Origin of the sequence: Pedobacter steynii, assembly GCF_001721645.1 — a bacterium.
In the GTDB taxonomy this organism is placed as follows: domain Bacteria; phylum Bacteroidota; class Bacteroidia; order Sphingobacteriales; family Sphingobacteriaceae; genus Pedobacter; species Pedobacter steynii_A.
Window position 1 is genome coordinate 5,895,096 of sequence record NZ_CP017141.1, and the last position, 26,768, is coordinate 5,921,863.

The window sequence follows — 26,768 nt, forward strand, 5'->3', positions numbered from 1 at the left end:
GTGAAGAATGAATACTGGAGAGAACGCAGAAGCTTTAAGAAAGATTGCCGATTTTATCAGGAAGAGCAGCATTTGCCTGTTATGCCTGCACTTTTATGTTTATTGCTATGCCGCATTTGAACAGTGGCAGCTCACCCACAGTATAGTCCGGCAGGTGTTGGAAAACATTGGCCGGACCGGGCTTTTTAAAGAGTTCTATATATCAAAGGCCGGGGCTTTGCTCCTGCTCATTGTTTCGCTGGTCGGCACTAAAGGCAGGAAAGATGAGAAGCTAAAGCTATCCACTGCTTTACGCCAGATCATCTCCGGTCTGATTATCTATGGCACCAGTTACCTGCTGCTCAGATTGGAAGCCTCGGTTGCTGTGCTTGGTGGCCTATACATAACGGTTACAGCAATCGGTTACCTGCTGATCGTTAACGGAGGCACATTGTTAACCCGCCTGTTGAAGCAACGTTTGGATGAAGATATCTTTAACCAGCTGCAGGAGACTTTCCCCCAGGAAGAGAGACTGTTGGAAAATGAGTATTCCATTAACCTGCCTGCCCGCTATAACCTGAAAGGCAAAGTCCGTAAGTCCTGGATCAATTTTATAAACCCATTCAGGGCCTTGCTTGTCGCCGGAACACCAGGTGCCGGCAAAAGCTATTTCGTAATCCGCCATGTGATTACCCAGCATCTGAGCAAGGGTTTCAGCATGTTTATTTACGACTTTAAGTTCCCGGACTTATCTGTTATTGCCTATAACTCCTTCCTAAAAAATAAGCATAAATATAAGGTTGAGCCGAAATTTTATGTAATCGATTTCGACAACATTTATCACCGCTGCAATCCGCTTTATCCGGAAAGCATGACTGATATCACTGATGCAACGGAAAGCAGCAGGACGATCATGCTCGGCCTCAATCGCGAGTGGATCAAAAAAACCGGGGATTTTTTTGTCGAAAGTCCAATTAATTTTCTCACCGGCATCATCTGGTACCTGCGAAAATATAAGAACGGGAAATACTGTACGCTGCCGCACTGTATAGAGCTGATGCAGATGGAGTACGATAAACTGTTCCCCGTTTTGCGTACCGAGCCTGAGATTGAGGTGCTGATCAATCCCTTTGTAACAGCATATGTAAATGGGGCGATGGAGCAACTCGAGGGACAGATTGCTTCAGCCAAAATTACGATGGCGCGGCTGGCCTCTCCCAAGCTGTATTATGTGCTCTCAGGCAACGACTTTACCCTTGATATCAATAATCCCGCAGATCCCAAGATTGTTTGCGTAGGCAACAACCCGCAAAAAGCACAGGTGTATGGTGCTGTGCTTTCGCTGTATGTTTCGAGGATGATCAAGCTGGTCAACCGGAAAGACCAGCTAAAATCGTCACTGATTTTCGATGAGTTTCCGACCATATATATCGGCGGTGCTTCCGGCATAGAGGGTACGATCGCGACCGCCCGAGGGAATAGGGTTTGCACCTGCCTGGCGGTCCAGGATATATCGCAGTTGCGTAAAGATTATGGAAAAGAAAGTGCTGATGTGATCTTCAATATTGTCGGCAATATCATCAGTGGCCAGGTGCTCGGCGATACAGCAAAGACTTTAAGCGAACGCTTTGGTAAGATCATGCAGCAACGCCAGAGCCTTTCCATTAATGCAAGTGATACTTCTATAAGTAAATCAACGCAGCTTGAGTATGCGATACCGGCATCAAGAATTTCAACACTTTCTTCCGGAGAGTTCGTCGGCTCCGTAGCCGATAATCCGACAGAAAAAATAGAACTTAAAAATTTCCATTCGGAGATCATTAATGATCATGATGCAATAGCAGCTGAGGAAGCAGCCTATGTGCCGATACCTAAAGTCCGAGAAACGACTGCGGCAGAAATTGAAGAGAATTATCTGCAAATTAAAGATGAAGTGGCTATGATCATCGAATCGGAAATGGAACGGATTTATGACACCCCCGAGTTAGCCCACCTCTTGATTGTAAGAAATGACTAAAAGGCTTCATCTCCATTATAAAGCAAAGTTAACACCTGAACTGACAGACATGGTAGCGATTACGATAGTAAGTAGGTGCTGATCCCCTCCTGTGTTTTTGAGCTGTCGGCACTCGCTCATTCTTTTATCCATTTCATGTGGCAACTCATGTTCCAGTTGGGCATTTCATGAGTGAAATTGGGTATCCTACGATCTTTTCCCTTTGTTTATTTGCCAATGCACTGCACCCAGGAGTAATTTTACCCTAAGCAACGGCATAATCATCATCCCTCCTATTATTTAAATCCCGAACAGATTGCCGTCCTTACCTTAAATGTTTGTACCATGACGACGCTCTTTGTTCTATTCAATTTTTCCGGTCACGATAACCAGCAGATACTTACCCCTTCAACTGCGAGAGATCCACCATGCTTACGGAATAATCGATCCTGGTCTTCAACAATGGAAACAAATAATCAAACCTTTATTTCAACAAAAAATGAAAAAGATATATATCACAGCAATAGTACTCTTCATAGGGTGCCTCGCTTTTTATGCCTGCAAGAAAGCAGGTAACCATAATTCACCTTTTAATGCTGATAACAGTAAGGATTCCGAAATCGGAGCCTTGCTGGCATGTAATTTTGTGACTCTGTCGGGTAATATCACGACTAATACTACTTTGTCTGCCGCCAACGTTTACAAGCTCGATGGCTGCGTGACAGTAAAAGCCGGAGCGACTTTAACTATTCCCGCTGGTACAAAGCTTTTGGGCATGAAAACCCCCACAGCCGGTGGGGAAAGTGCGTTGATTGTTGAGCGCGGAGCACAACTCGTTGCTGTCGGAACTGCAACCAATCCGATAGTATTTACCAGTGACCAGAACCCCGGCCTTCGTGCCCCTGGTGATTGGGTTGGCTTGCGCTTATTCGGTAGGGCTAATAATAACAATGCTAACTCCCTGCCTGTAGATTTAGGTTGTGCGATTCAAATTGGTGGCGGGACAAATAATGCCGATAATTCAGGTCGCTTGCAGTTTGTTCAGGTAAATTTCGCTGGGGCGCTTGCCAGTGCCAATGACCTATCACAATCTGGAATCATGTTCAACTCGGTAGGCGATGCCACACTGGTGGATCATATACAGATCAGCAACAGTAAAAATGACGGCCTCTTTGCAGCAGGAGGCAAAGTAAAACTAAACAATATTCTTACTTATAATTCAGATCGTACTGACTACAGGATATCCTATGGAAATATCAGCAAGATACAGTTCCTTGCCGCAATGCGTATGAATGCTGCAGCAATCCCATCTGCAAGTGCTTACGGAATTGATATTAGCAATCATCCAACTGCACTAACCAGCGCACCACTTACAAAACCAGTTATCAGTAATTTTACGATTATGGGACCCAAATATTGCGGTGCAGCCACTATAAATAATAACTTCCAGAACGCGATCAGGTTTTTCAACAATGGTGCCGGAGAAATTTACAATGGAGTTGCTTCCGGCTGGAATGGACGAGGACTTTTAATTCAGGGTCAACCTTCTGTTGCTCAGACAGCATCCAATAACCTGCAGTTTTCCTATAATAGTTTTCATAACACTGCAACACCATTTGCCTTTACTGCAGTGGGCACATGGCCTGTATCAGGTGGCTGTGATAACACCATTGCAGCATGGATCACCGGTTCAGGCACTGCTTCCTGCAAAGAAGCCGGTAATCAGTTTTCAGTAGCAACGTTGGGTTATGATGCTTCCTTCTGCGGAAACTATTGTGCAACAGGATTCAGCCAGAACTTTGTTTTGGGTAGCACGACCCTGCTTGCTGCTAATTTCGGTTGGGATACTACGAGCTCATTTACACACCCAAGCTATCGTGGAGCTTTTGGTTCTACTTCATGGACCCAAGGATGGACCGATATGTGCAGTGAGAGTACTAATTATTGTTTATAATACGTGTAGCCGGGGATAAATAGGGAAAGGGCTACTTCGCGGTGCGGGTAGCCCTTATTAGTTTCCTAAACTTCGCAATTACCGAATTAAAAGCACATCTCCTTTATAAGTTTTGGAGCTGCGGTCAGGTAGTTCAAGTTCGATGAGATAGTGGTATGTTCCTACATCACATGGATTATTATTTTGTGTGCCGTTCCATCCTTTAGTCGGGTCGGAGGTGCTGAATACACATTGCCCGAAACGGTTAAACACCCAGAACTGCTTTATCCTTTGATAACTGATGCCCTCTATCTTAAAGATATCATTTAAGCCGTCACCATTCGGTGAAAATGCATTGGGTACCATAGAAGGCATAGTATAATCAATGTCAATGCTTACAATGCCCGTATCCCCACAGCCATTTTCATCAATGCCGAGTACAGTAATTATTGTTGGCTGCAACGGGGCGGCCCACACCAAAGCGCCGATAACGGTATCCAGGAAAGTCGCAGGTGACCATACATATAACAGTGCCCCTGCTGCCTGAAGAGGAATACTATCACCATAACGGATGGTTGTATCTGCAGGGCTGGCAGAAACTACGGGCGCAGGATAGCTAGATATGGTTGCAAAAAGTGTAATGTCACACCCCGATTGATAAGTCAACTTAACCGTGTATGTACCTGTGGCAAGGCCATTAATTGTATCTGCAATGTTCTGGCTACTATTTTTGAGGGTCGCCCCTGCCGCATCGTACCAAATTGCGTTAAAGGGGACGCTCTCCCCGTTTAGGTTCCCCGCGGCTATGCTACCGGTATTGGTACCGGCACAGCTCTGATTGATGACGGTCAGAAATGGAGTTGCAACAAAGGAGACAAGGAATGTATCCGAATGGTAGACGCAGTCCTTAAAGTAAGTAACTGCATATTTGCCGTTTTCATACACCACCCGGTTATATTCCCGTGAACCGTTATCCCACAGTAAGCATTCCTTGTCCTGGTCGACAGCTAGGATCAGGCTGTCGGAAAAACACGCTGGCACAATATGGCGACCGAATAAAGTGTCTGGCAATGGGTTAGTATAAACAATGTCATTTTGAAGGTATGACTCACCACCGTCTCCTGACATGTAAAATTCTACACTTAACGGTGATTTTATCCTGTTTAAAACCGGCAGGCAGGCAAGACCCGCTGCATTTGGATTGTCTAGGACATGGAAGGCAGGTCCCGGATTGTATCCTAACGGCACGAAGGCAGTGTCGAGGCAGGTATAGCTACCATTGTCTATATAGACTTTGTTATCCGGGCCGGTTTTGATTTGGCCTAATGGATTTTCGCCAACCAAATCGCATGTTGCTAGGTTAGGAAAGATTGAAGGTTGATTTGCGATGATTAGTGTTCTGGATGCTACTAAAGCCGAAAAATTAGGTTGATTTAAATCGAATTGAAACAGCTCTCCAGGGGCGATCATGAAGTTTATGTTTCTATTTTTTGTAACATACAATTTAGTATTGTCAGGTGAAAACCCCACACCTGTAAACCTACTGTGGGATGGAAGAACGGTACCGGCACCGGGAAAGAGCGGTGGGTTGCCTGTGGTGTCAAGACTACCAGTTAATTTTATCTTGCCGCTGCAGCGTTCAAAATTGAAAAGTTCCACAGCGCTCCATCCTGTGACGGAAAGATAGGCCCCATTAGGGGATGCCTTTAGTGTCCCACCATAATTATAATCCCCTGGTGGATAAGCGCCGCTATGGGAAACTATTTTATGGGTGTCAATCCCGGAGGCCGAAACTTTATAGCTGTAGAATTCATCCGCGATTTGTGATCTTATAACCAGCCAGGTGCCGTTGCAACCTCTGACCGGAGTTATAAGTCTCGTGAATATTGAGCCTGGAGGTGCAATCTGTACATTTTTCTCACCCGGAACCATCCCTCCCGCTCCACCATTAAGGCTCATATCCAGCAATGAATAATACAGGCCGTAGTCTACAGAATGAAAAATATAGAATTGATCGCTATTGCCGGGTCGGGGTATTACAACCGGCATAGAATAATCTATCAATCCTGCGTCTGTCAACAAATCTTCACTACCGACAATTCCATTGCCGGCAGCATCAAATACATAGAACTCAGGAACGCCAAAGAAATTATATTGAAATCTTACGAAGAACCTGAGTGATCCATTGGGGTAACAAACCGTGCTTGCCCAATGGGATTGATTGGTCGGGATATTTACCAGTTCGTCTACCGACGGGACAGGCGTGTTAAAGTTAATTACTCTATTGGCCTGAAAACCAAAATTGCAGATGTTGTTCTCTCCCTGAGCTGTGGAAATAAACGGCAGGGTTAAAAATAATAGAAGGGTAACCAGGTAAGCTTTCATGGGCAATGATTTTAAGCAGCTTTCCAAGAACTGGAATTGGTTAAGAACAAAAATGGCACTAATGCCTTATTACAAAACAAACACATAAATCAGAGAATTACAGAACTATTTTTTGCCAAATGTGAACTGTTAAAAGATACATTTATTAGGTTAAAATGGCTTAAATTCGTCTAAAATGATCAATATGTACAGGGATCGGGATAGTGTTCGACAGTTGATTTCCGCAATGTCAGGCGGGGAAAAGCGTTATTTTTCTAAGTTCTCCAAGTCTTTTAATGTCACAGGGGAACAGCCCATGTTTTTACAGCTATTCCAATATCTTGAAAATGCCGAAAGTGAACTTCCAAAGATATTTTTTGAAAGTTCCCCCCAGGCGCTGACCACTACAAAGAGGCGGCTTTATCAGAATATCCTAAAGAGCCTGCGTTCCATGAATGAAGACAAATCGATTGATATCAGTATAGGTAATCAACTTGCAGACATTGAAATCCTTTACCACCTTAACCTACCGGAACAAGGCGCGTTTATTATCAATAACACCAGAAGGCTTGCAGCCTCACACGAGCGGTTTGGATTATTGCTGCAGGTTCTGGAATGGGAGAAACGGTTAAATATCGTACTTGACAAGCCTACGAGATCGGCAGAAGAGATCCTTGCTGAGGAACAAAAGGTATTACAACAGTTCCGGCAGGTCATGGACCTGGAAAATATTTACGGAAAAGCGAAAACCCTGAAAAAGCAATATGGATATGTAAAAGGTAAAATGAAAAAAAACCTGGAAAGGGAAACTATTGCGGCACCAGCCATGGTAAGGCTTACGGATTGCCTTTCGGAAAAGGCTCGTTATTATTACTATTTCATTTATGCCCTGCATTCATGGATGGTGTTTGATCATGACCAGGCTTACAGGTACAGTAAGCATTTACTGTCAACGGCGGCAGAAGTGATTTTACCCGATGACTATATAGAGGGTATTCTGGAGCATATTACTTCCTGCGTCTGTATGGGATTTTTTGAAGAGGCGCTTAATGGGCTGGAAATCAGTTCAGCTTACATGGAAATCCATAAGCTGGATCAATCACCTGCATTCGTTGTTCGGATGTTTGCCTATAACTCCGTGTACCGGTTAATTATCTATAACTACATGGGTAGCCGCTCTAAACTTCGCAACGTTATTAAAGAAACTGAATCGAAGCTTATACACTATGAAAAACTACTTTCATTTGAGATCAGGCAGGTCATCCTCGGAAATTTGATGAACGCCTACGTTGGTATCGGTAATCTCCATAAAGCAGATGAAATATGGAATAGCATGTTTAACAAACAGGCAAAAACTATACGAAGGGATATATACGCCGACCTGTATTTGTTCCGTTTGTTCAGCCTACTGCAAGCCAGGAATTATTCCTTACTTCAGCCTGCTACCCTTGCAGCATCCAGGTATTATCATAAATTTAAGGATGCTCCGTCGCTTTTTGAGTTCGAGATGCCGATTGTAAACTTATTTACAAAACAAATACGTTTGGATAAACCGGAAGCCATTGAGGAACTTTTGAGCCAAATCAAAGTTCTCATAGACCAGTACAACGTCCGGCTTAAAGGCAAAGCCACATTTCAAGAGCATTATACGCGATATCTTATATGGATTGATAGCCTGATCAACAACTCACCTTATAATGAAGTGGCGGCAAAATGGTACAAGTCTTCAATGGTATAAAGCGTAGCAACTTTTCATTGTAATGAGTTAACTGATTGTGTTATATGCCAAGCCGTTTCCGGAGGATGCAGGTCATACTCGAGTCCTGAAAAAGTCGGTTCTCAAAAATGGGCTGCAGGTTGTTAGTTTTCATTCAGCAAAGGTAATCTATGATTTACCTGACGAATTTCTATAGCAATCAAGCGGATTGAAAGATTTTAAGAGCGAATTTACATTAGAAGTTTCGAGCACCAAATTCTATAATAGTTTTATATAAATTATCAGTTGGTTCGAAGGAGCTTGAATCATTGAAAGGTGGTAACTGGCCTTCAACACTTACTTTATTGTCTAAGCCCTGCCTTTGGGGATCAGTTATGTTCAATTGCTCTAGTTTTCCAAAAGAAATTTGCATGACTGTTTTTGAGAACCTGCCTATGGTTTGTCAGTCTTATCTTACCTCGAAGGAACTCAATGAAATTTTTATTCTTTCCGAAAATGAAATTGGAAAGTTTCGAAAGAAGTTGAAAAAGTAATTTAAACTCTCACCGGATTGATCTGCTTATAAGCCTCAATATAGAACACATTCCATTGTTTTACTTTTTAATCCTTTAAAACGAAAAAATTATGAAATTGCAAAATTCAGAAAAAATTAAAAAGGTGCTAATGCCAGCATTTGTATTTGCCATTGCTGGTATTTTTCTAATACAAAGCCCGTCCCCGGTTACGGCCCAAGAGAAACCTACTACCCCTTTAAAACGCTCTGATGAGAAGGAAAAAATTTATGTCTCGATAGATCATATGCCGGAGCCAAGTGTCGATTTGAGCAAATACTTACACGAAAAATTTAAAGACCCTGAAAACGCCAAGAACGATACAACGAAAGGTTTAGTGGTCGTACAATTTATTGTCGGCAAAGACGGAAAGGTGAGCGACGCCAAGATTAAGAAATCAATACGTGCAGATATAGACGCAGAGGTTCTGCGCGTCGTTAATACTTTACCTGATTGGAAACCAGGAATACATGAAGGGCATCCAGTTGCAGTATACTACACTTTACCGTTCCGCTACAAGTCAAATTAAAGATGGACACCCGCTATCAAATTTGGACAGAAAGCCTATTGAATGAGACACCGTTTCATATTGAAGCAGCACAATGGTATAAGAAACTGTGACATATTTCTAAAAAAAGTTGATGAAGGCCTTTGTTGCGAGTGATGTCCTCTATTAATAGTGTTTAGCTACATACATTCAAAACTCTCTGGACTTTATAGCGATGCTTTCAATTTGATCATCAGGTTCCTGCCTGCGCCATTTATTCCGGAGGCAAATACCCGGTAATTCTGGTCGAATAAATTTTCCAGGGCTACCTGTGCTTTAATGTTTTTGGTAATACTCCAAGTTGTGGAAACATTAAACGTGTACCAGGAAGGCATACCCAATTCTGTAGTATATTGCAGGTTATCTTCTCCATAGGGATTATAATCGCCAAGATGTTTCCAGCCATTATATAATATGTATACATCTGCTTCCAGGAGACGGTACCTGTAACTGGCACCGGTCTTACCAAACACAGGAGGAATATGATCCATGGGCACTTCCTGTCCATCCAGGCCCTGATAACGGCCATAGGTGTAAGTAATATAGCTGTACAGACCGAAGCCTTGTAGCGGTCGCAGGATAACACTACCCTGGAAGCCGCAGATAAAGGCTTTGGCTTTATTCTGATTCGCAACCACAGCAGTCAGCTTCCCATCATAAAGTATGGAATCGGCTCCGTTAAATTTATATTTATCCAGCACCATGGCATTGCGGAACAAGCTATAAAACCCACTGGCTTCAACATAAATCCAACCCAGGAAATTCCGGGATAAGCTCAGGTCAAAATTATAAGTTTGCTCGGGGCGTAGATCGGGGTTCGGAACGACCAGTTGTACACCTCCGGCCGATTCAAATACTTTAGCCATATCGTCTATGTTCGGCGAACGGAAACCAGTTGCAAAACCCATGGAGAGTTTACTTTTATCATCAGGCAGGTAAATGATGCCGGCATTAGCACTGAAGGTAATGTTACGCTGGCGGGCTCCTGTAAATGGCAAATGAAGGATAGCCGTATCTGAAAATTTACTGTTCAGGCTTACGTAGTTCAGCCGCAAACCATCGTTAATAATCAGTTTGCCCGGTATAAGTTTAAATAAATGCTGTCCGTATATACCGGTATAATTCATATTATTACTACCATCGGGGTAGCGGGTATCAAGGCCATAAGTTTTTTCCTGGCTGACTATATTTTGTTTATAAGCGGTTGAGTTTAAAAAATTAAATTGCCCATCTATACCAATACTGACTTCATGCCTTCCTTTGCTCTTCCGTAGATCGGCATTCAAAGCAAGTACATCCACATCTTCGATCCTGTATTCCTTTTCCTCTTTTTTGTATGCACGTTGCACCCTGCTTTCTTTTATGTTTTGATAGTTTGCTCCGATCATCATCTGGTCAAAAAAGCCGTTCAATGCCTTTGCCTTGTATTGGTAGGATGCCATAAACCGCTCCTGCGGCCCATAATACCATTCAGCCCAGCGGAGTTGCCCATTCCTGGTATCTGTCAAGCGGTCGTAACGGGGAATGTCTCCACTGGTAGAATACTGGATATTTAACTGGTGGCTCTGATTGAGCTTGGGTTGCCAATATATCTTTTGTAATAAATCGATCTGTCTGTAAGAACTGAACTTTTGCACATTAGCATCTTTGTTGGCAACAATCGAATCCACACCGTTGATCCGCTCTATATACTCCTTCCTTTTACCCAGTTCGGGATAAAAGGGATTACGGTTATTGCCCTGACGCAGATCGCCGAAGCTGCTGTAGCTGATGGATGTAAGCGTTGCCCATTTCTTCCAACCCATGTTTACATCGATATGCCCGGTATATTCCTGGAAAGCACTGCTGTACCGGGTACTGACATTGGATTTTACCGATAGCTTTCCGGAAGAAGACAATTGCGGTTTCCTGGTCTGGAAATGTACAACCCCACCCAGGGCATCTGATCCGTATATGGTAGAAGCCGGGCCATACAATATCTCTACCTTTTCCAGGATATCATCATCTATTGTGATTGCATTCTGCAAATGGCCCGTCCGATATATGGCGTTGTTCATCCGTACACCGTCTACCATCAGTAGTATACGGCTGGCTTCAAAGCCACGCAATACCGGGCTGCCGCCACCTAACTGACTTTTCTGTACGAACACTTTTCCAGTCTGTTCCAGCAGACTTGCCGTGTTATTAGACATGGAATTTTCAATAACTGCAGGGTCGAGTACTTCCACCCTTTGTGCTACATATTTACTCTTTTCTTCAAATTTATTGGCGGTAACAATGACTTCAGCCACCTGTTGTTTAGTTGCTACTGTGTCTTCTTGCGCGTAGGAGGTCAACGCGTATAGGCTGACAGATAGGATACAGAGTAATTTTTTTTTCATGGTATTTATCAAGTGTAGATACTACGAATTCTTTTTATACCGGGAAAGAATAATATCCGTCCGAACAAACATTTTTCGAGAAGATTCTGGCCAGCCCTTAAGTATTGGGCGCTATTTTTGAATTACCAATTTGTCGAACTGCAGGACATTTGCTTCCGCAATGAATTGTAAAATATAAATGCCGGAAGCGAAATATTTTACATCAAGCACTGTTTCATGTTTGAATTTTGTCTCCAACAATACTTTACCCTGCAGGTCTGATATTTTTACAGAATATTGTTTATCGGACTTCTCATAACCTTTTATCGTCAGTTTATCACAACCAGGATTCGGATATAATTGAAAATGTTTTACTTTTTTATCCAATTTTTCTATAGCTAAAGCATTACAGAAGACACTAAATTTTGGATTAATTGAGCCCTTGTTCCGGAAACAGCTCAGTATCAGAGGGCCATATTCATTTATACTATTAGGTTCAAGAATGGGGCCGGAATCTGGTCCAACACCTTCATAAACAGTGTACCTGGTGTATCCTTGTGTGTCCCCACCTCTCATTCCTTTATACGCATTAAACTTATGCGTTTTATACCAAGTATTGTCTGACATAAAGCTGTCGACTTCAGTTACTACGTGAATACTGATGCTGTCTCCACTTCCCCAAAAGACCAAAGGCATGATTAGGGTATCACCGACATTAAGGTTATAATTTAGATACACAAACTCATTGGTATCTGTCACTCTGTAAATTCCAGAAAGTGTGTCCTGAAGGGGCTTTATATATACTAATCCAGCTGCGGTATCATCACGTATCAAGGTTCTTGCAAAGTATTGCTTCTCCCAGCCAATATCAGACTTTATCTCTGTATAAAAATGACCGTTCCTTTCAATTAAAGTATCAGAAGAATAATATTGATAAAAATTCCAGGTACCTAGACCGTTCGGCCCCATTTCTCCCGCTCGCCTGGTAATCCAGTTGTTGGTCGTATCCGTAAAATATATCTTTTGGGCGCCTGCCTGAAACGACAACAGCACCAATAAGCAATAAATGCAAACCGAGCAGTAAAAATGATTTTTCATAACCGAAATTTAGGGAAGGAAATATATTGTTCCTGCACAAGATGCTGAGGTGCAGGAACAATATACTTAAGGAATTACGCTCAATTTTTTCGAAGCGATTATATGGTTGTCCAATTCCAGGTTATAAAAATATACGCCCGCCTGCCAGCTTTTTACAGGAACACTAACCCGGTTTTCACCCACCTGCAATTTGGTACGCCAGACTTCGGCGCCGGAACTGTTGCGGACAATCAAGTGAGGATGCTGTATTGCATCGGCCGCATTAATCGTTGCTATAATCAGTGTATTGTTTTGTACCGGGTTTGGCGCGGCATCTGCCAAAGTACTTGGTTGGCGCCCTGGCGTTTCCGGTATTTTTATTTTTTTAGACATAGGGTCCATAGGTAGCTGCTCCACAGGCAACTCCCTGTCTTCCGCATACGCATACTCTAACAGTCCTAAGGCCATCTGGTTTACTTCTGCTTCCGATGCTGCAAGTTCACGAACCATTTCCAACTCAGCTGTTGTAAGTTGGTGTATAGTTCTGTTTTCCTGTTTGAGATTCAACATAATCGTATAATAGTTGAGGTATGCCTGTTTTTCAATAGCAGACACACTCAGTGCATTGATCGCATTGATTCCCTCGTCAACCATCATGGCATTGACATACATCGGGATCAGCAATCTGCGCGATTCATCATCATTTTCGCTTTCCAGGAACATTCGTAATCCGGCTTCGTCCTCCAGGTCATTATATCCCCATACGATTTCAGTTTGTAAGGCCCTGCCTTCAAAACTATATTTGTCACCTGCACTTACCAATCCGCTGTAATCCACCAGCAATCTTCCGTGATCCAAGCGGGTAATATACCTAACCGGGCACGCCCTTGGCCTATTGCATTGGGAGTTGGCAGTAGTATTGCAATTGTTCATCGTCATATGTCCAGACCAGAACGGGTTTTCGTTAGCACCATTACCGGCAAAGTACTTCCAGTTATAGGCTGTTGTAACGAAGTAAGAAATGATATCATATTGGTTTGTAGTAAAACGGTTGCCAGCCCTGATGCCCGGCGTGGGGACACAGCTCGTGCCCTGATCATTAAGAAAGCCATTGGTACTTTGAGGGTTAGCGGCCCAGGCCAGTTTGTTTTTATTATAAGTGTTACAGAAAATATTCAGAGCACCGTTGATTCCCTGGGTTTGTGTACCTACAGAAAGGTCACTGAAACCATTGTCAATAACGTGGATATAATTCCCACGGTTATTGTTGGCAATTAGCCCTAACCGGTTAACTATAGAACCAATACCCGGACCACCGTCCGTTGTGCCCGACACACTATTGCCACAGCCTACATAGCCGCCCGCAGACCCGTTCATGTAGATACCATATGCATTCATATAGGAGAGTCGGCTTTTGTAAGGATACATATTGCGGATGATATTACCCCGGATATCGGCGTAAGGGTCATCCTCGATGGTAATACCTTGGGAATTGTGATCAAAGGTGTTATAATTGATCTGGGCGTTACGCATGGGTGAGCGATCATAGCCATTTAGATAAATACCTCTACGGTAGCCGTCGAAAGAACTATTTTCCACCTTAATACCCGTTGCTGAAGCATTGATGGCTGAAGAACGGTGTGTGTAAGGTACATTCTGCCAAGGCACGGAAGTTATGGAATATCGGAACGTGCAATTACGTATTTCTACACCACCCTTTATCAACCAGGACGTAAAATAACCGCCTGCATCTATTTCATAGCGTGGATCGTCTTTGACAAACTCTACATTGTCGAAAATGCAGTTGGACTGCGAGGTGCCTGGCGTAAAGTAAGTGTAGTTAGGATAGTTATTAAGACATACCGCCATTTTGCAATTATTGATACTGCTGTTACTTGCTTTGATAATACCACCACCGGTATTCTCATCCCAATCAAAATTGGAAATTGCTAGGCGCGCATGTTCAAGACGTGCATTATTTTTAAGTTCCAGATAGCCTTGGTTAATAGGGGTCGGTGGCCCATTGAGGTTACCTGAAAGTTGTATGCCCAGCCACATAGCGCCATCACATTCATTGGTTATCCTGGCGCCGTCAATGATCAGCTTTGCCTCACCCTCAACTGCTATCTTACCTCTTGAAGGCATATAAATGGTGGTGCCTGAACCACTGATGGTTAAAGTAGCACCACTTCTGATACGGATACTACCACTGATAGTTTTGCTGGAATTCCAGGTAGTATTGGTAGTTATTTCATTGGTTTCACCGACGGGTGTAAGGCTACTCGGATTATCTTCTATTGGAGTCTCCCAGATGCCCCGGCCATAAGTTGACACCTTTAGCTTACCGCTACAGGCATTAAAATTAAGGTCTGTAATTATAGTTTTAGGTATACCGTTATTGAAGCATTCCCATTGTCCTCCTGTCTTGTTCCATCGGTAAACTCCGACATCGGTAGCGGCAAACAGCACATCATCTGAGCCTTCAATATAAAGGAGTTTAATCACAGGCATAGCTGGTAATCCTTTACTGATATCTGTCCAGGTATCGCCGTTATTTGAAGAATACAGAACTCTTTTTTTTCGTAGAGTACTGGATACCGGAACCTGAGATTCAACAATATTCCCATAACTGACCCAAACGCGATTGGGGTTCTTGGGGTCGATTTCCAGATCACTAATTGCACATCCCTCAACCTGTGTCGGAGTAATGTTGTCCCAGGTAAAAAGGGTAGTCCTATTTTTTGTCCGGAAGAGGTTACCATAATTATCACCGATTCCCCCATTTGCCCAATACACATCAGAATAAGCAATATAGGCTACATCTGGGTTCTTCTCTGATACAATAAAATCCGGAGGGTTTTTATGTTTTGAAAGTAATTCCAGATTCGCTGAAGAGTAGTCAAGTCCAATGGTTGGCTTTGGTTCCCGCATATTGGATAGATCACCGAATTCGGAAATCCAGTCTGGATCCATCAGCGCTTTTTTCCAGATGAAATGAAAGCCTAAACCGGCTACATTTTTTTCGTTAAACTTCAAAGGGCGCATCCAGCGATACTCTGTCCCCCAGATGACATCGGGAGGATTAGGCACATTACCTTGATTCGTCACAGTATTGCCTAAAAATGTTAAATTTACATTCATGCCAGTCTGCATTTGCATATAGGATGTATTAATACCATTCCGGCTAAATGCAGGTAGAACACCGTCTCCATAAGTATCTTCAAGGCTCCAGGGCTCAGGGCGGTTCCTTACATAAGCATGGTTACCGTTATCTTGTGCTCCTGCGGACATATAGGCATCGTTGGAGGGACTGATAGCCAGTCCATAAAATTGTGTGATACAAATATTTGCCCCCATGAGACTTTTGAAAGTTGTCCCCTTGTCAGAACGGGCCAATCCACCATCCGTTCCACAGAATAGGGTATCACCACCTGTATTCCCACCGTGGTAGATGTGAACAGCACGGCCGTCTGGATGCCCGCCGCCTATTGGACTGAACGTCAGACCACCATTAGACGATTTATGAATAAAATTGTAAGGATAGCTCGGATTGCCTGAGAGGTTATAAAGGTAAAGAACATTAGGGTCCTTTTGGGACACTTCAATACCTCGGAAATTGTAGGTTTGGGTGGCATTCTCCAGATTATTGTTTATAAGGGCTAAGGAGCTTGCAGCAGGGATACCAGTTTTGTATATTTTTTTTCCAGATTCTCTCTGAACAAGCATGTAAACATCATCTGAAGCTGTTAACCCAATATCGTTTATTCCTTCGGTGGAATCTAGCGGGTTGAAAACCATATTATGCTCTCCCCAAATTCCTGGCAGAGTTCCATTGATTTCATCGAAGGTATATAGTTTATGATCCGGATGAAGATTAGTTGTGCTCATTACTATCTTGCCGGTGGGGTTATGGGTAAAATCAAAATCAGACAAATTATAGTAATTGTTGAAAACGGAGCTGGTGATATCAAACCATGGTTGGTTATCGCCTGGTACAGGTTTTACGTAAAGTTTTTTGTTGCATAAAGCGTATAGTCTGTTTGTCATAGGACTATATGCAAGCTTAACAATAGGTTCTCTTGTCCACCCATTCGTCCCTGAGGTGCTAAGAATTTGTCGGAATTTAAGATCAGCTTGCCAGGTCTGCCCACCATCTTTACTGTACATCAGTCCTAACGTATATGCACCTTCCCAGGCCCGTGTAGCACCATGATAAGTGCCAGATGCGATATATATACTTTTGTGATTAGTTGGGTTTACTGCAATATGCGTAATTCCCATCGTTCCGGGCAATGCCTCATAAGATATTCCATCTGTAATGTTATTCCAACTTAGCCCTCCATCTATGGTCCGCCATAAACCACCAGCACCTGATCCGGCAAGAATAGAATCTGGATTGGTTGGACTAACCCAGAGACTGACAATTCGGCCATTAAAGTCAGCATTTTTACCGAAGTAATTAGTAAAGGGGCCTAAACAACTCCAGTTTCCTTTGTATCCTATCCCCAGACATCCAGATGTGCCACGCATCGCCACATCAAGCGCTTCGCTTACTAGGCCAAATATTGACGTGCCAAGCGCAGCGTCATTAGCTACACGCCCTCTCCAGAAGGTTTCCCAACGTCCATGTAGTTTTTTAGCCCTGGCGATCTTTGCTGAATCTGTTTCCTGTGCCAGAACACCACTTAAATATCTCTGGGAAATGAAATCAAAACTATTCGTATCCATTGGTGCTGAAGTCAATGGAGATTGCCCATAGCTTTGCCAGGCCGCCCATAGAAGGCAGCAGGTGAAAAGGAGTTTTTTCATGTATTTGTTTTTAAGGTTTGCGGACTAGTATCTTCCTGTATTGAAAATTATTGATCGGCTACTACCATTTTTTTCGTTCCTGTATTACCAGATATATCGGTCAATGTTACCGTATATACGCCGGGTTGCCATAGGCTGATATTTAGATCTAATTTATCGTGGAACTCTGTCTTAAAGGTTGTACTGCCCAAAGCACTTGCGATAACCAGGTTATATTTTTCTTTATTACCTCTTTTGATCCGGATATGTAAAGTCTTTTTACCCGGAACAGGATATAATTCCCAAACGGAAGCTTCCAGTACTTTATCTCTGATGCTTACCGTTTGAGGGCCAAGTCGGGTAAGGAAAATATCATTCTCCCCTTCGGTGGACTGCGGAAATTCAGGACTTGTAGGACCGGGAGAAGTTGTATAATAGTATCTTCCCCCCGCCAAAACCGTTCCATCTGACAAAGGATGAATCATATCAATCTGATCTTCCTTATTGTTACCAAATGACCGTTGGTTAATGAAATTGCCCAGGCTGTCGGCATGTACGACCCAGGAATCTGTCATGCCATATGTTGCATCAATCATACCGCCGGTCAAACTGCTCAGATTCTGCCCGCCCATCCAGAAGCTGCCATCTGTTGCCCGGCAGAAAACAGATGGTACCTGCCAGCCTGGTCCGCCAAAAGTGCTTTCCCATATAAGATTAGCCAAACTGTCAATATGAACGAGCCAGAAATCAGGACCATCATCAAGGGGTAACCTTCGCTGAATATCCCCATCATGGGAATTGGTGCGGTTAATCACATAAAACCCTCCCTGTCCGTCCTCTATAGCTTTGATCCCCAGGTCATAACCACAGCCATCTGTTGCAGTACCACCTAAGCATCGGTGCCACTCTTTTTGACCCAAACTATCCAGTTTTACTATATAGAGATCACTCGCACCTTTCATACCCACGGCATCATGGTCTGAAGAGGCCGTTACTCCAAATACATAACAACCACCATCAGGTGATGCCTTGATATCACGCGGAAGATCCGAACCGGACCCGCCCAGTACTTTTCCCCATAATTTGTTCCCATTACTATCCACACGCAGTATCCAAATATCAGCATCGAAGCCGCTACCATAGTGTAAGCCAACATCCCCATCTGTTGAATTCGTGCCAACAGCAATAAATAAGCCACCGTCAGCCGCCCTCGCAACATTTGCCAGACCATCACTGCCGGTACCACCATAGTATTTCGTCCACAATACGGTCCCAGAAGCACTTCTTCGCTCAATAGCTATATCATCGCTGGAACCGGCTGTATCCCGCATGCCCACAAATAGGGTATCACCATTGGTTTGGGAGTAGTAATATTCCGCATAAAAAGAAGAGCCTATTGAAGCGCAATACTCAGTAAGTACTGTTGTCCCAATGGCATTATATTGCTGGTAAAAAAAGCTACCAGATCCTCCTCCAGGAAATGTTCCGAGACAGGAGGTATTAATATTTCCAGCGGTTGAAGCGGTACCTATATGTATACTAAATGTACCATCGTTATGGTTATATACTCGGTCAAACACAGCTTCACTCTTATTGCCCCCTATACTTCCCATGGAAAGTTGAGCACAACGTTGCGCATAAGAAGTAAGGCATATCAGAAAAAGCAATGACGCTAGCACGCATGATTTCATGGGATATCAGAAAGAAGGTTATAAATAATGACAAAAACTAGTAATCTCCAAATGCGGTAGGGACAAGATAATCGCCAATCGAACGATAGGTAATCAGATGTCAAGCTAATACACTAACTCCTTTAGTTATTCATTAACAAGACAGCAACGAAAATATAACATATTTTGTAAACTCAAAATTTTATTTAGGCTATTAAAAACAAAAATTGTGATCATTCTTTCCCCAAAATTTCCACCAAGGTCTGCCGTTTTCCTTGTCTGTATTCGCTGTCATTTTAGCCCTTGAACGCAACAAATTGAAATTGAAGCTTCCTATTGTTTCGGCAGAATAGACTCTTTCGGCCTCAGCATCAAATACAAAATACGCCGTCTCGTCCATTATTATATTTAAATAAGCCTTGACTTCACGAAGTACATGAGTTTGCTTTTGTTCAATCAATTTAAATGGGATATCAATGCTTATTGTCGTGTCAAATATTACAATTGAAACGTTTGTTCCTCTATCTAATGATTGAATCTGGATAAAGTCGAATCTTGCCCTCGCTTCGTTTTCTGATATGTTTTGCAATAAAGCTATCTCTTTAAAGTCATGCGAGAGTATCCGTAGTTGAGGGTTGGTTGCTGCTAATTTTGATGCCAGTTTCTTTTTTTTATGTCCTATGCTGCCTTGGCGAAAATGCAATTCGCATTCCATGACCTCTAATGCCTCTATAAGATTAGGTCTACCTGTAGGACTATGGTAACAAAATAGTTGGTAATCCATGATAGGTTCTCGGTTTACTATAATCTGGGACGGGTGACGTTATCCGCCTGCCAGTGACTGTAATTTTTTAAGGTATTCGACAGCATTTTTGTTTGATGGATTCAATTCCAAGGAGCGCTTAAAACTCTTTGTTGATTTTTCGTAATCCTTCTCGATGAAATACATTTCGCCTAAGCTGTCAAACAGGTTTGCAGAAGTTGTATAAATTTCAGTCCCCCATAACAGTGTCTGTATTGCTAACTGGCCTTTGTTTTTTCCAGCCAGAAAGTACGCGTATGTATTAAATAAGTCCTCTGAAAACGACATTCGGTTTAGCTGGTAAGACTTTTTAACTTCTTGTATGCCTATGATCTCCGCAGCTTTTAAAACTTGCCGTGGTGTTTGAAGCACCGTTTTATCTTGTGCCTCGCCGTTTGCACCACGCGGCAGGTGTTCGGCAAAATTAGACCTGGTATTCAGGAATTGAAACGCACGCCCATTATTCTTGGGTTGGGAATAAAAATTAAAAAAGGCCAACGTATTCTCGCATACAGATGTATAATCTTTAACTTTTCCCAACAGTTCTTTATCATTTTTTAATTCGCCTGCAACCCAAGAGTTACTGATTTCTCTGGTTGAACTATAGTCATGGTGCTCTAAAAAGTGTAAGGGCAAATAATACCTGTCTGCAGATACAAAGGAATCAGTCATGTTGAATGTGGCTTCTTCATTTGTGAAAAGCAATAGTGGTTGCGTTATGTTTTGCACGCCTGCTAGGAGTAGTGCCGGCAGGTCCTTGAATCCTTTTGGAGCATAATCAAATGAATACTCCAGCCGGGAGTCCAAAGAAACGGCACTAACAAATTTGGAACCTTTTGCCAGTAGGTTAAAATTTGCCTGAGCGCCAAAACTATATCCCAGTAAATGAACGTTATTAGTGTCGATTACCAAATGTTGCTTTGAGTATTGAACTAGAAAGTTTACGTCTCCTTCTGCTCTCTCCAGATTCCAGTCCGGCCCCATCCTAACACCATTGTCGGGCTGATATGCGCAACTAAGAACCACATACCCATTTGATGAAAGATACTGACACAATAAGGCGTTTTCTTCAATTGTACCGCCTAAGCTGGGTTGATAAATTATCAGGGGATGATTTCCAGTAACAACCGGCTTACCCGAAGAGGCAAGAACCTCAGTATCCATAAGCCGCTCAAATAGCCTATCTTCTCTTACCGTATCGTTTAGCTTGGTATATCTGAATCCATTTAGCTTTACCGTTTCTTCGTTGTACTGTTTTAAACGATCAAGGAAATTCTTCCAACTTGGGTTATCATATGCAAACCGGAGATAGTTTTTGTACGGAAAGCTTCCACCGGAATTAACTTCTACTGGATACCACATATTTAAAACCATTGACCTCGGAAACTTCGTGGTATCGGAATTGGTTCCAGGTTGGAAATTTAAAGGATAGGAACGTGATGAATCAAATGTGTAAATCCTTTTAAATCCTGCATGATACTTTCCTGAAGGCAATCCTTCACTGCCGAGTAAAAATTGAGCATTCTGGCTGTGACCATAATTAAATGCAAAGGAAAAAACAATCAACAGGAGTTTGCTTTTAAACAAGGATCTGATCATTTATAAAATGTTTTTTGATTTCTGATACTATTTCTTTGGAAGCGCTGAGACCAACAAATGTTTCCAGCCAGTAATGGGCGCCAGGACGATTGGCCTCTAAAAAAAAGTACTGATCGTCTTCTGATAAAATCAGATCAATACTACACCAGGTTAAATTCAGACATTTTGCTAATGCAATAAGTTTGTCTTGCAATTTTTGGGGTAGCGCAGTAAGTTCCCATTTTACATGTTCATCGTCGTGAACACGCCAATCATTCTTTGCTAATTCAGAATCCTGAGAATGTATTTTACAAGGGAAAATCTTATCGCAAATTACAACGACTCTAAATTCGTATTTTTTATTGATATACTTCTGAAATATACATGGGGCAGCAAATAACAGATCTTTATCGACTTCATCAGCCTTGATTTTTGCAGGAGATAGTGAATACGGAGGGGTTGAAAACTCTCTCAGTAAAAGCTCATTCCCATGAACTTTGCTAAAACGGTGGAGCTCGTCCAAGTCATTGGTCAGGATAAAAGGCGGAACGTTTATTCCCAAGTCATAAGCGATCTTGTATTCAGATAATTTATTCTGCCATTCCTGGGAACCATTGAATGGGTCTCCAGGAAACCATAGCACGTCTTTGCGAAGGAAACCTCTGAATTCTTTTAATATCTGTGACCATCGTTTCCGGTGAAGGAATTGTTCCCGGTTTTTTTCTGGAAGGATGTTAAAATCAAAAATCGGATAAGGATACAGCGGAGTATTCCATATTACTATTTTAACATCACTTAAATTCATGATCACGTCTCCGACTTCAAGTATATTTACAATTGCGTTTTCTGTAATGCTGAACGTGACTTTGCCTTGGGCAGCAAACTGCACAAAATCAAGAAATACGAACTTGATGTTTTGCTCACATAGCTGATCAACAAACCCATAGCTCAAATTGCCCATAGCAAAAACCAGAACAATATCCTGATCTTCATCTCCCATGACATAATTTGTCATGCAAGCATAATCGACCTGTTCCCTTTCTTTTTTTAGTTCCTCGCCAATATTTTTGATCTTTTCCGGGTTTGCGGGAGTCCATGACCATTTCTCCGGATTCTCCCTGTTCTGGGTACTGAGTTTGAGTTCCAGATACTTACTTCTGTCAAATTCTTTTAAGCCAAATACTTCCATTGTGAAAATTTTTATAGTAAAAAATATCTCACCTGGCCCGCTTCAGACGGCCCTGGTGAGATAGGTAAGATTAAGGCAACGTAGGATCGCCTGGATGGATAATTATCGGGCTTGTACCATCATAATCAGTGTTGCTCTGACCGGAGCCTAAGCCTGAGGCTACATCTTTGCTGTCAGTATCACCTTTCAACGAGGCATTAACTGCACCGCCAAGAATTGATTCGAGCTCCTTAGTAGTGAGCGATTTTACTTTCTTTAATTTTAACATGTTTTCAGATTGAAAATGAGATTACTTCTGTCTTTGCTTTACCTTAATTTTTTAAAGGTAACCTTGCCATGAAGCGGATATTCAGCATTCCTTTGTTGTTTTAATGGGTAATTAAGGAGTAAACCCATATTCGCGAATAAATTATAATATTTTTTATATCATCTTTGGGTAATCGAAAATGTTTGGATGGTGCCTTTTTAATGAACGATATGGTGGATAGTAAATATTAAAAACTGACAGAAATCGATCATGGAACCAGACATGAAAAACACGCGGTCTGAAGGCAAATGTATTGTTCGGAAGCAATGAATCCAATACTTACTTATACGAATATTTGTACGTATTTGTAAGTACTATTAACTCAGTTTATTGTTATAAATAGTTTTACAGATTTAATTTTATATAATTTAAATGTTGTTTGGTCAAAATATCTTGAATTTCTCGTATAAGGAGAAAAAAAAAGACCTAACCAACGGTTAGATCTTTCTCCTGAGTTCCTGTAATACTATTAAGTCAGTTTCCTAATCAATTCGTATCTGCTTTTTACCCCCACTTTTTCATATATATTTTGAATGTGTTTTGTAACTGTAGATTCAGCAATATAGAGTTCATCGGCTATGTCCTTTGCTTTCAACCCCGCAATAATTTTGCTTGAAATCTCCATTTCACGGTTTGTTAACAAGTATATTTTACAATTCTCTATATAGCTGTTGCTGCTGGCCGTCGTTTCAGGCAGCATATTCCTGCCAAAGTCTTTCATATTTTGAAAAAGCCTTCTTTCCTGATTACCTTTCAAAGCAAGAATTGATTCTATTTTCTTAAGCAAGATTGGGTACGAGAAAGGCTTCTCCATGTAATCCACGGCTCCAAGGCCGATTCCTTGGAGTTTATCTTTTTCGGTATTTTTAGCAGAAAGGAAAATTATGGGTACATGATTCAGTTGAGAATTCTTGCTTAGAATTTGTGCCATTTCAAAACCGTCCATCGTATCCATCATAATATCAGAGATAATTAAATCCGGAATCCGATCATTAATTCTTTTTATCGCCTCCGCACCGTTGATAGCAAACCTAACATTGAAAACCTTACTAAGTTTACCTGTAAGGTAACTGTTCATCGACTTGTTGTCTTCAACTATTAAAAGGTGCGGTGCGTTTTCATCAAAATTACAGTCTGATAAGCGAATTTCCTCTTCCAATAGGAAATCCTGCCATTCAGCCTGATAGGATGCAATCGTGCCTTCACCGTTAGACTTATTTAATGATACCAATATTGTCGTCCCTTCCTTCCCGGCTTCATCATTTTTTAAGATTTCAATTACCCCGTTCAATCCATCGAGGATAGATTTAACCAAGGGTAGTCCTAAACCCATACCCTGAATGTTATTTTTGTTTAATTGAAGATAAGGGACAAACACATTTTGGACCTCTTCTTCAGGGATGCCAATGCCCTGGTCCTTGACTTGAAGATAAATCTTATTTTCATCTGAAGTAAGAGATATTGAAATAGTCGAATCTTCCGGAGAGAACTTTATGGCGTTTTCAACAAGGTTATTTATTATCCGGTTTACTGCAGCAGGATCTGCAAGGCTACTTAGATCGGGAGTGATGAAATGTTTTAATCGGATTTTTTTTCGTTTAGTGTAGTATTCAAAAATTCTTAAATTGTCTTCGAGAAGACCTGATACGTCACAATTTTGTTGGTGATCATAAACCTCTTTTCCGAGTTTAAGTCTTTGAAGGTCAAATATATTATTAATGTCTTTATTCATTTTTCCCATGCTGATTTTCATCAGATCAAGTTCGTATGAGCTACTATGTTTTTCTATATGCTCATTCAAACAGTTAATCGTCAGTGTCAGTGGAGTTTTGATTTCATGAACCAAATTAGCAAAAGTGTATTCCAGTGTTTTGTAATTGGACTCTATCTGCCTGGCTCTTTCTTCTTCGATTTCTTTTGCTTGAAGTGCCTTTTGTTGCGCGAGGTTTTCGGCAAGTGCTTTTCCAAGTTCTTTTAATTTTTTAAAATACTTTACTATAAAAAAATACGCAATAGCCTTAACAAAAAACTCCCAAATCCATAGAGAGCCCATTACAAATTCCTGCTTGAGCTTCAGGTTTTCTTTCGGAAACCCTCTTGCAACATCCATAATTGGAAATAGCCAAAAGTTTAATGTAAAGCGTTGTGCAAAGAAGACAGAAATCAGGCCTATTAATAGTAAAAATCCTGTGAGATATCTTTGCGGGGATTTTCCTGAGAGGTGGATGAACAAAAAAACAAAAGCATAGAAAAGATAAAGCGGATGCGTGACCAGCAGTAGCAATTCCTTGGAGAAATAATAAAAAGGCCCATAGAGAATCTGATCAGTAATATATCCATAGATAAAATAAAGCACCCAAAAAGCGAAATGCAATTTGTATTTCCAAAGCCAGGCCGCAGCCCTGCTTCCAACAATCTTTCCGATAAAATTTTTAATGTTATCTATGCTCATAATAATTTCTTACGAACTCAATCCAATCCGATTGCTGATCTGGAATTACAACATCTGGTTTAATCCCTGTACGATCTATAGGGTTTTGTCCGGGTGGAATATATCTTTTAAAAGTCGCTAAGGACATGACATACTTTTTCGAAGGGAACTGGGTCTGGAAGCTATTTAAATAATCGACTGCCCCCATAGTGTTCTCGCCAAATGTTTTCACTTTACTGCTCTGTTTAAAATCCAGGATCATCATTTCAGCAGCACTTTCTACAGAAAAGTTTTGGATTATGGCCACATTTTTAGGGTAAACCATAGCGCTGTCGAACTTAAGGGTATCGCCGGGTTCAAATACAAATTTTCCCAGATTTAAGGATATTTTGATCGAATCCTTTATCAATTCAGTAAGTACCACACTGTCAACTTTTGGCGCAGAACGAGTTGCCGAAAGCTGCTCTTTACGGTGTTCTAAAAGATCTGTGCTGCAAAACTTATAGCCTGCAATGGCCACAATTGGTTTTGTGACAATATATGGAAGTATGGGCCAATATGACCTGACCGTTCCCCCTGGGTTATTTCTGACGTCGAGGATGAGTGTTTTCGCTTGCTTAATTTTATTATGGTCTGCTTTTAGAATACTATCCACAACGGTAATATTCGGAGAAGTGAAATCTGGCAATGTCAACAGATAATTATCTTTATCAAGAAGCCTTCCATTGGTCGTCACTTGTCGCGGGGAGATGGTGCTTTCGGGAAGTATAGCTTCTTTATTTGACATTTTATTCCATGTAGCAATGTCTCCCATTACAAAAGTAGAGTCGTTACGAAATAGAGATCTTAATAACATTCTGGATCCACCACGCGCGGAAAGAAAATCAGTAATATATCTGTCATTAGAAACTTTTTCAATGGTTCCTATACGGTAACCGGACGGCACTAAAGAGGATGATTTGGAGGCGATAAAGTAAATTTTATAGCTGCCTGGCTTTTTCTTTTCTTTTAATATTGCAACGATCGTAGATTTTCGATCATTAATCCAATAGCCTTCATATTTATCTTTATTTATCGCTTTATTTGAAATAAGAGAAGAAATCTCTCCAAGCTTACTTTTGCATTGTTGACTATCGATTCTAGCATTAATTAGATCGTTAACAGCATATACCTGTAAATGTGGGTTGTCAAAATAAGCGACAATCCTACCTAATATCCGAAAGGTATCTGTTTTCTCTTCTTTTGTAACCCTACTAACAAACGCAACAAAATTTTTATGATCACCTTTAATTCGGTCTTCGTAGCCGGCATATCCAGTTTTAATCCTTTTTACGAGAAACTCAATATCATTACTTTGAGCATGTACATTTTTGGAAATTAGAGTGAGCAGAAGCAAGGTTGAAATAAAGAACCTGATCATGAAAAGAATATTGAGTATTTTAAAAATGAGTATAAAAGGTATGTTGCCTTTAAAATTTA

At 41.6% G+C, this 26,768-nt stretch carries 15 protein-coding genes; 4 read left to right on the forward strand and 11 right to left on the reverse strand.

What is annotated here, in order from left to right; translation table 11 throughout:
- The first annotated feature begins 7 nt into the window (after window positions 1-7).
- Window positions 8-1,996 carry a conjugal transfer protein MobC gene (gene mobC, locus BFS30_RS24445; protein ID WP_069381695.1) on the forward strand — a complete coding sequence of 663 codons (1,989 nt, stop codon included), beginning with the start codon at window positions 8-10 and terminating at the stop codon, window positions 1,994-1,996.
- A 478-nt stretch (window positions 1,997-2,474) separates the two neighbouring features.
- Window positions 2,475-3,929 carry a hypothetical protein gene (locus BFS30_RS24450; protein WP_069381696.1) on the forward strand — a complete coding sequence of 485 codons (1,455 nt, stop codon included), beginning with the start codon at window positions 2,475-2,477 and terminating at the stop codon, window positions 3,927-3,929.
- A 78-nt stretch (window positions 3,930-4,007) separates the two neighbouring features.
- On the opposite strand, the gene BFS30_RS24455 is transcribed toward BFS30_RS24450, so the two are convergent.
- Complete coding sequence (locus BFS30_RS24455) at window positions 4,008-6,293, reverse strand: gliding motility-associated C-terminal domain-containing protein (protein WP_069381697.1); 2,286 nt, start codon at window positions 6,291-6,293, stop codon at window positions 4,008-4,010.
- A gap of 175 nt (window positions 6,294-6,468) precedes the next feature.
- On the opposite strand from BFS30_RS24455, the gene BFS30_RS24460 reads away from it, so the two are divergent.
- The gene (locus BFS30_RS24460) at window positions 6,469-8,010 is read left to right on the forward strand and encodes a hypothetical protein (RefSeq protein WP_157263032.1); all 1,542 of its coding nucleotides are present in this window, start codon (window positions 6,469-6,471) and stop codon (window positions 8,008-8,010) included.
- A 603-nt stretch (window positions 8,011-8,613) separates the two neighbouring features.
- A complete protein-coding gene (locus BFS30_RS24465; protein ID WP_069381699.1) occupies window positions 8,614-9,069 on the forward strand; it encodes an energy transducer TonB in 456 nt (151 codons plus the stop codon).
- Between the two features lie 185 nt (window positions 9,070-9,254).
- On the opposite strand, the gene BFS30_RS24470 is transcribed toward BFS30_RS24465, so the two are convergent.
- The 10 genes from BFS30_RS24470 to BFS30_RS24515 form a co-directional block, all read right to left on the reverse strand.
- Window positions 9,255-11,468 carry a TonB-dependent receptor plug domain-containing protein gene (locus BFS30_RS24470; protein WP_069381700.1) on the reverse strand — a complete coding sequence of 738 codons (2,214 nt, stop codon included), beginning with the start codon at window positions 11,466-11,468 and terminating at the stop codon, window positions 9,255-9,257.
- A gap of 111 nt (window positions 11,469-11,579) precedes the next feature.
- On the reverse strand, window positions 11,580-12,545 hold the full coding sequence (locus BFS30_RS24475; RefSeq protein WP_083252220.1) for a T9SS type A sorting domain-containing protein: 966 nt from the start codon (window positions 12,543-12,545) through the stop codon (window positions 11,580-11,582).
- 66 nt (window positions 12,546-12,611) lie between these two features.
- Window positions 12,612-17,333 (reverse strand): T9SS type A sorting domain-containing protein, encoded by a 4,722-nt coding sequence (locus BFS30_RS24480; RefSeq protein ID WP_083252221.1) that lies wholly within the window; start codon window positions 17,331-17,333, stop codon window positions 12,612-12,614.
- A gap of 47 nt (window positions 17,334-17,380) precedes the next feature.
- Window positions 17,381-18,925: a T9SS type A sorting domain-containing protein gene (locus BFS30_RS24485; protein ID WP_069381703.1), complete on the reverse strand. Its 1,545-nt coding sequence runs from the start codon at window positions 18,923-18,925 to the stop codon at window positions 17,381-17,383.
- 271 nt (window positions 18,926-19,196) lie between these two features.
- Complete coding sequence (locus BFS30_RS24490) at window positions 19,197-19,766, reverse strand: hypothetical protein (protein ID WP_069381704.1); 570 nt, start codon at window positions 19,764-19,766, stop codon at window positions 19,197-19,199.
- Between the two features lie 39 nt (window positions 19,767-19,805).
- Complete coding sequence (locus BFS30_RS24495) at window positions 19,806-21,383, reverse strand: tetratricopeptide repeat protein (RefSeq protein WP_069381705.1); 1,578 nt, start codon at window positions 21,381-21,383, stop codon at window positions 19,806-19,808.
- On the reverse strand, window positions 21,364-22,551 hold the full coding sequence (locus tag BFS30_RS24500; RefSeq protein ID WP_069381706.1) for a hypothetical protein: 1,188 nt from the start codon (window positions 22,549-22,551) through the stop codon (window positions 21,364-21,366). The genes BFS30_RS24495 and BFS30_RS24500 overlap by 20 nt, the downstream gene beginning before the upstream one ends.
- A 70-nt stretch (window positions 22,552-22,621) precedes the next feature.
- The gene (locus tag BFS30_RS24505; RefSeq protein ID WP_069381707.1) at window positions 22,622-22,819 is read right to left on the reverse strand and encodes a hypothetical protein; all 198 of its coding nucleotides are present in this window, start codon (window positions 22,817-22,819) and stop codon (window positions 22,622-22,624) included.
- A 508-nt stretch (window positions 22,820-23,327) separates the two neighbouring features.
- Window positions 23,328-25,310: an ATP-binding protein gene (locus BFS30_RS24510; protein WP_069381708.1), complete on the reverse strand. Its 1,983-nt coding sequence runs from the start codon at window positions 25,308-25,310 to the stop codon at window positions 23,328-23,330.
- A complete protein-coding gene (locus BFS30_RS24515; protein ID WP_069381709.1) occupies window positions 25,297-26,709 on the reverse strand; it encodes a S41 family peptidase in 1,413 nt (470 codons plus the stop codon). The genes BFS30_RS24510 and BFS30_RS24515 overlap by 14 nt, the downstream gene beginning before the upstream one ends.
- Window positions 26,710-26,768: the final 59 nt, after the last annotated feature.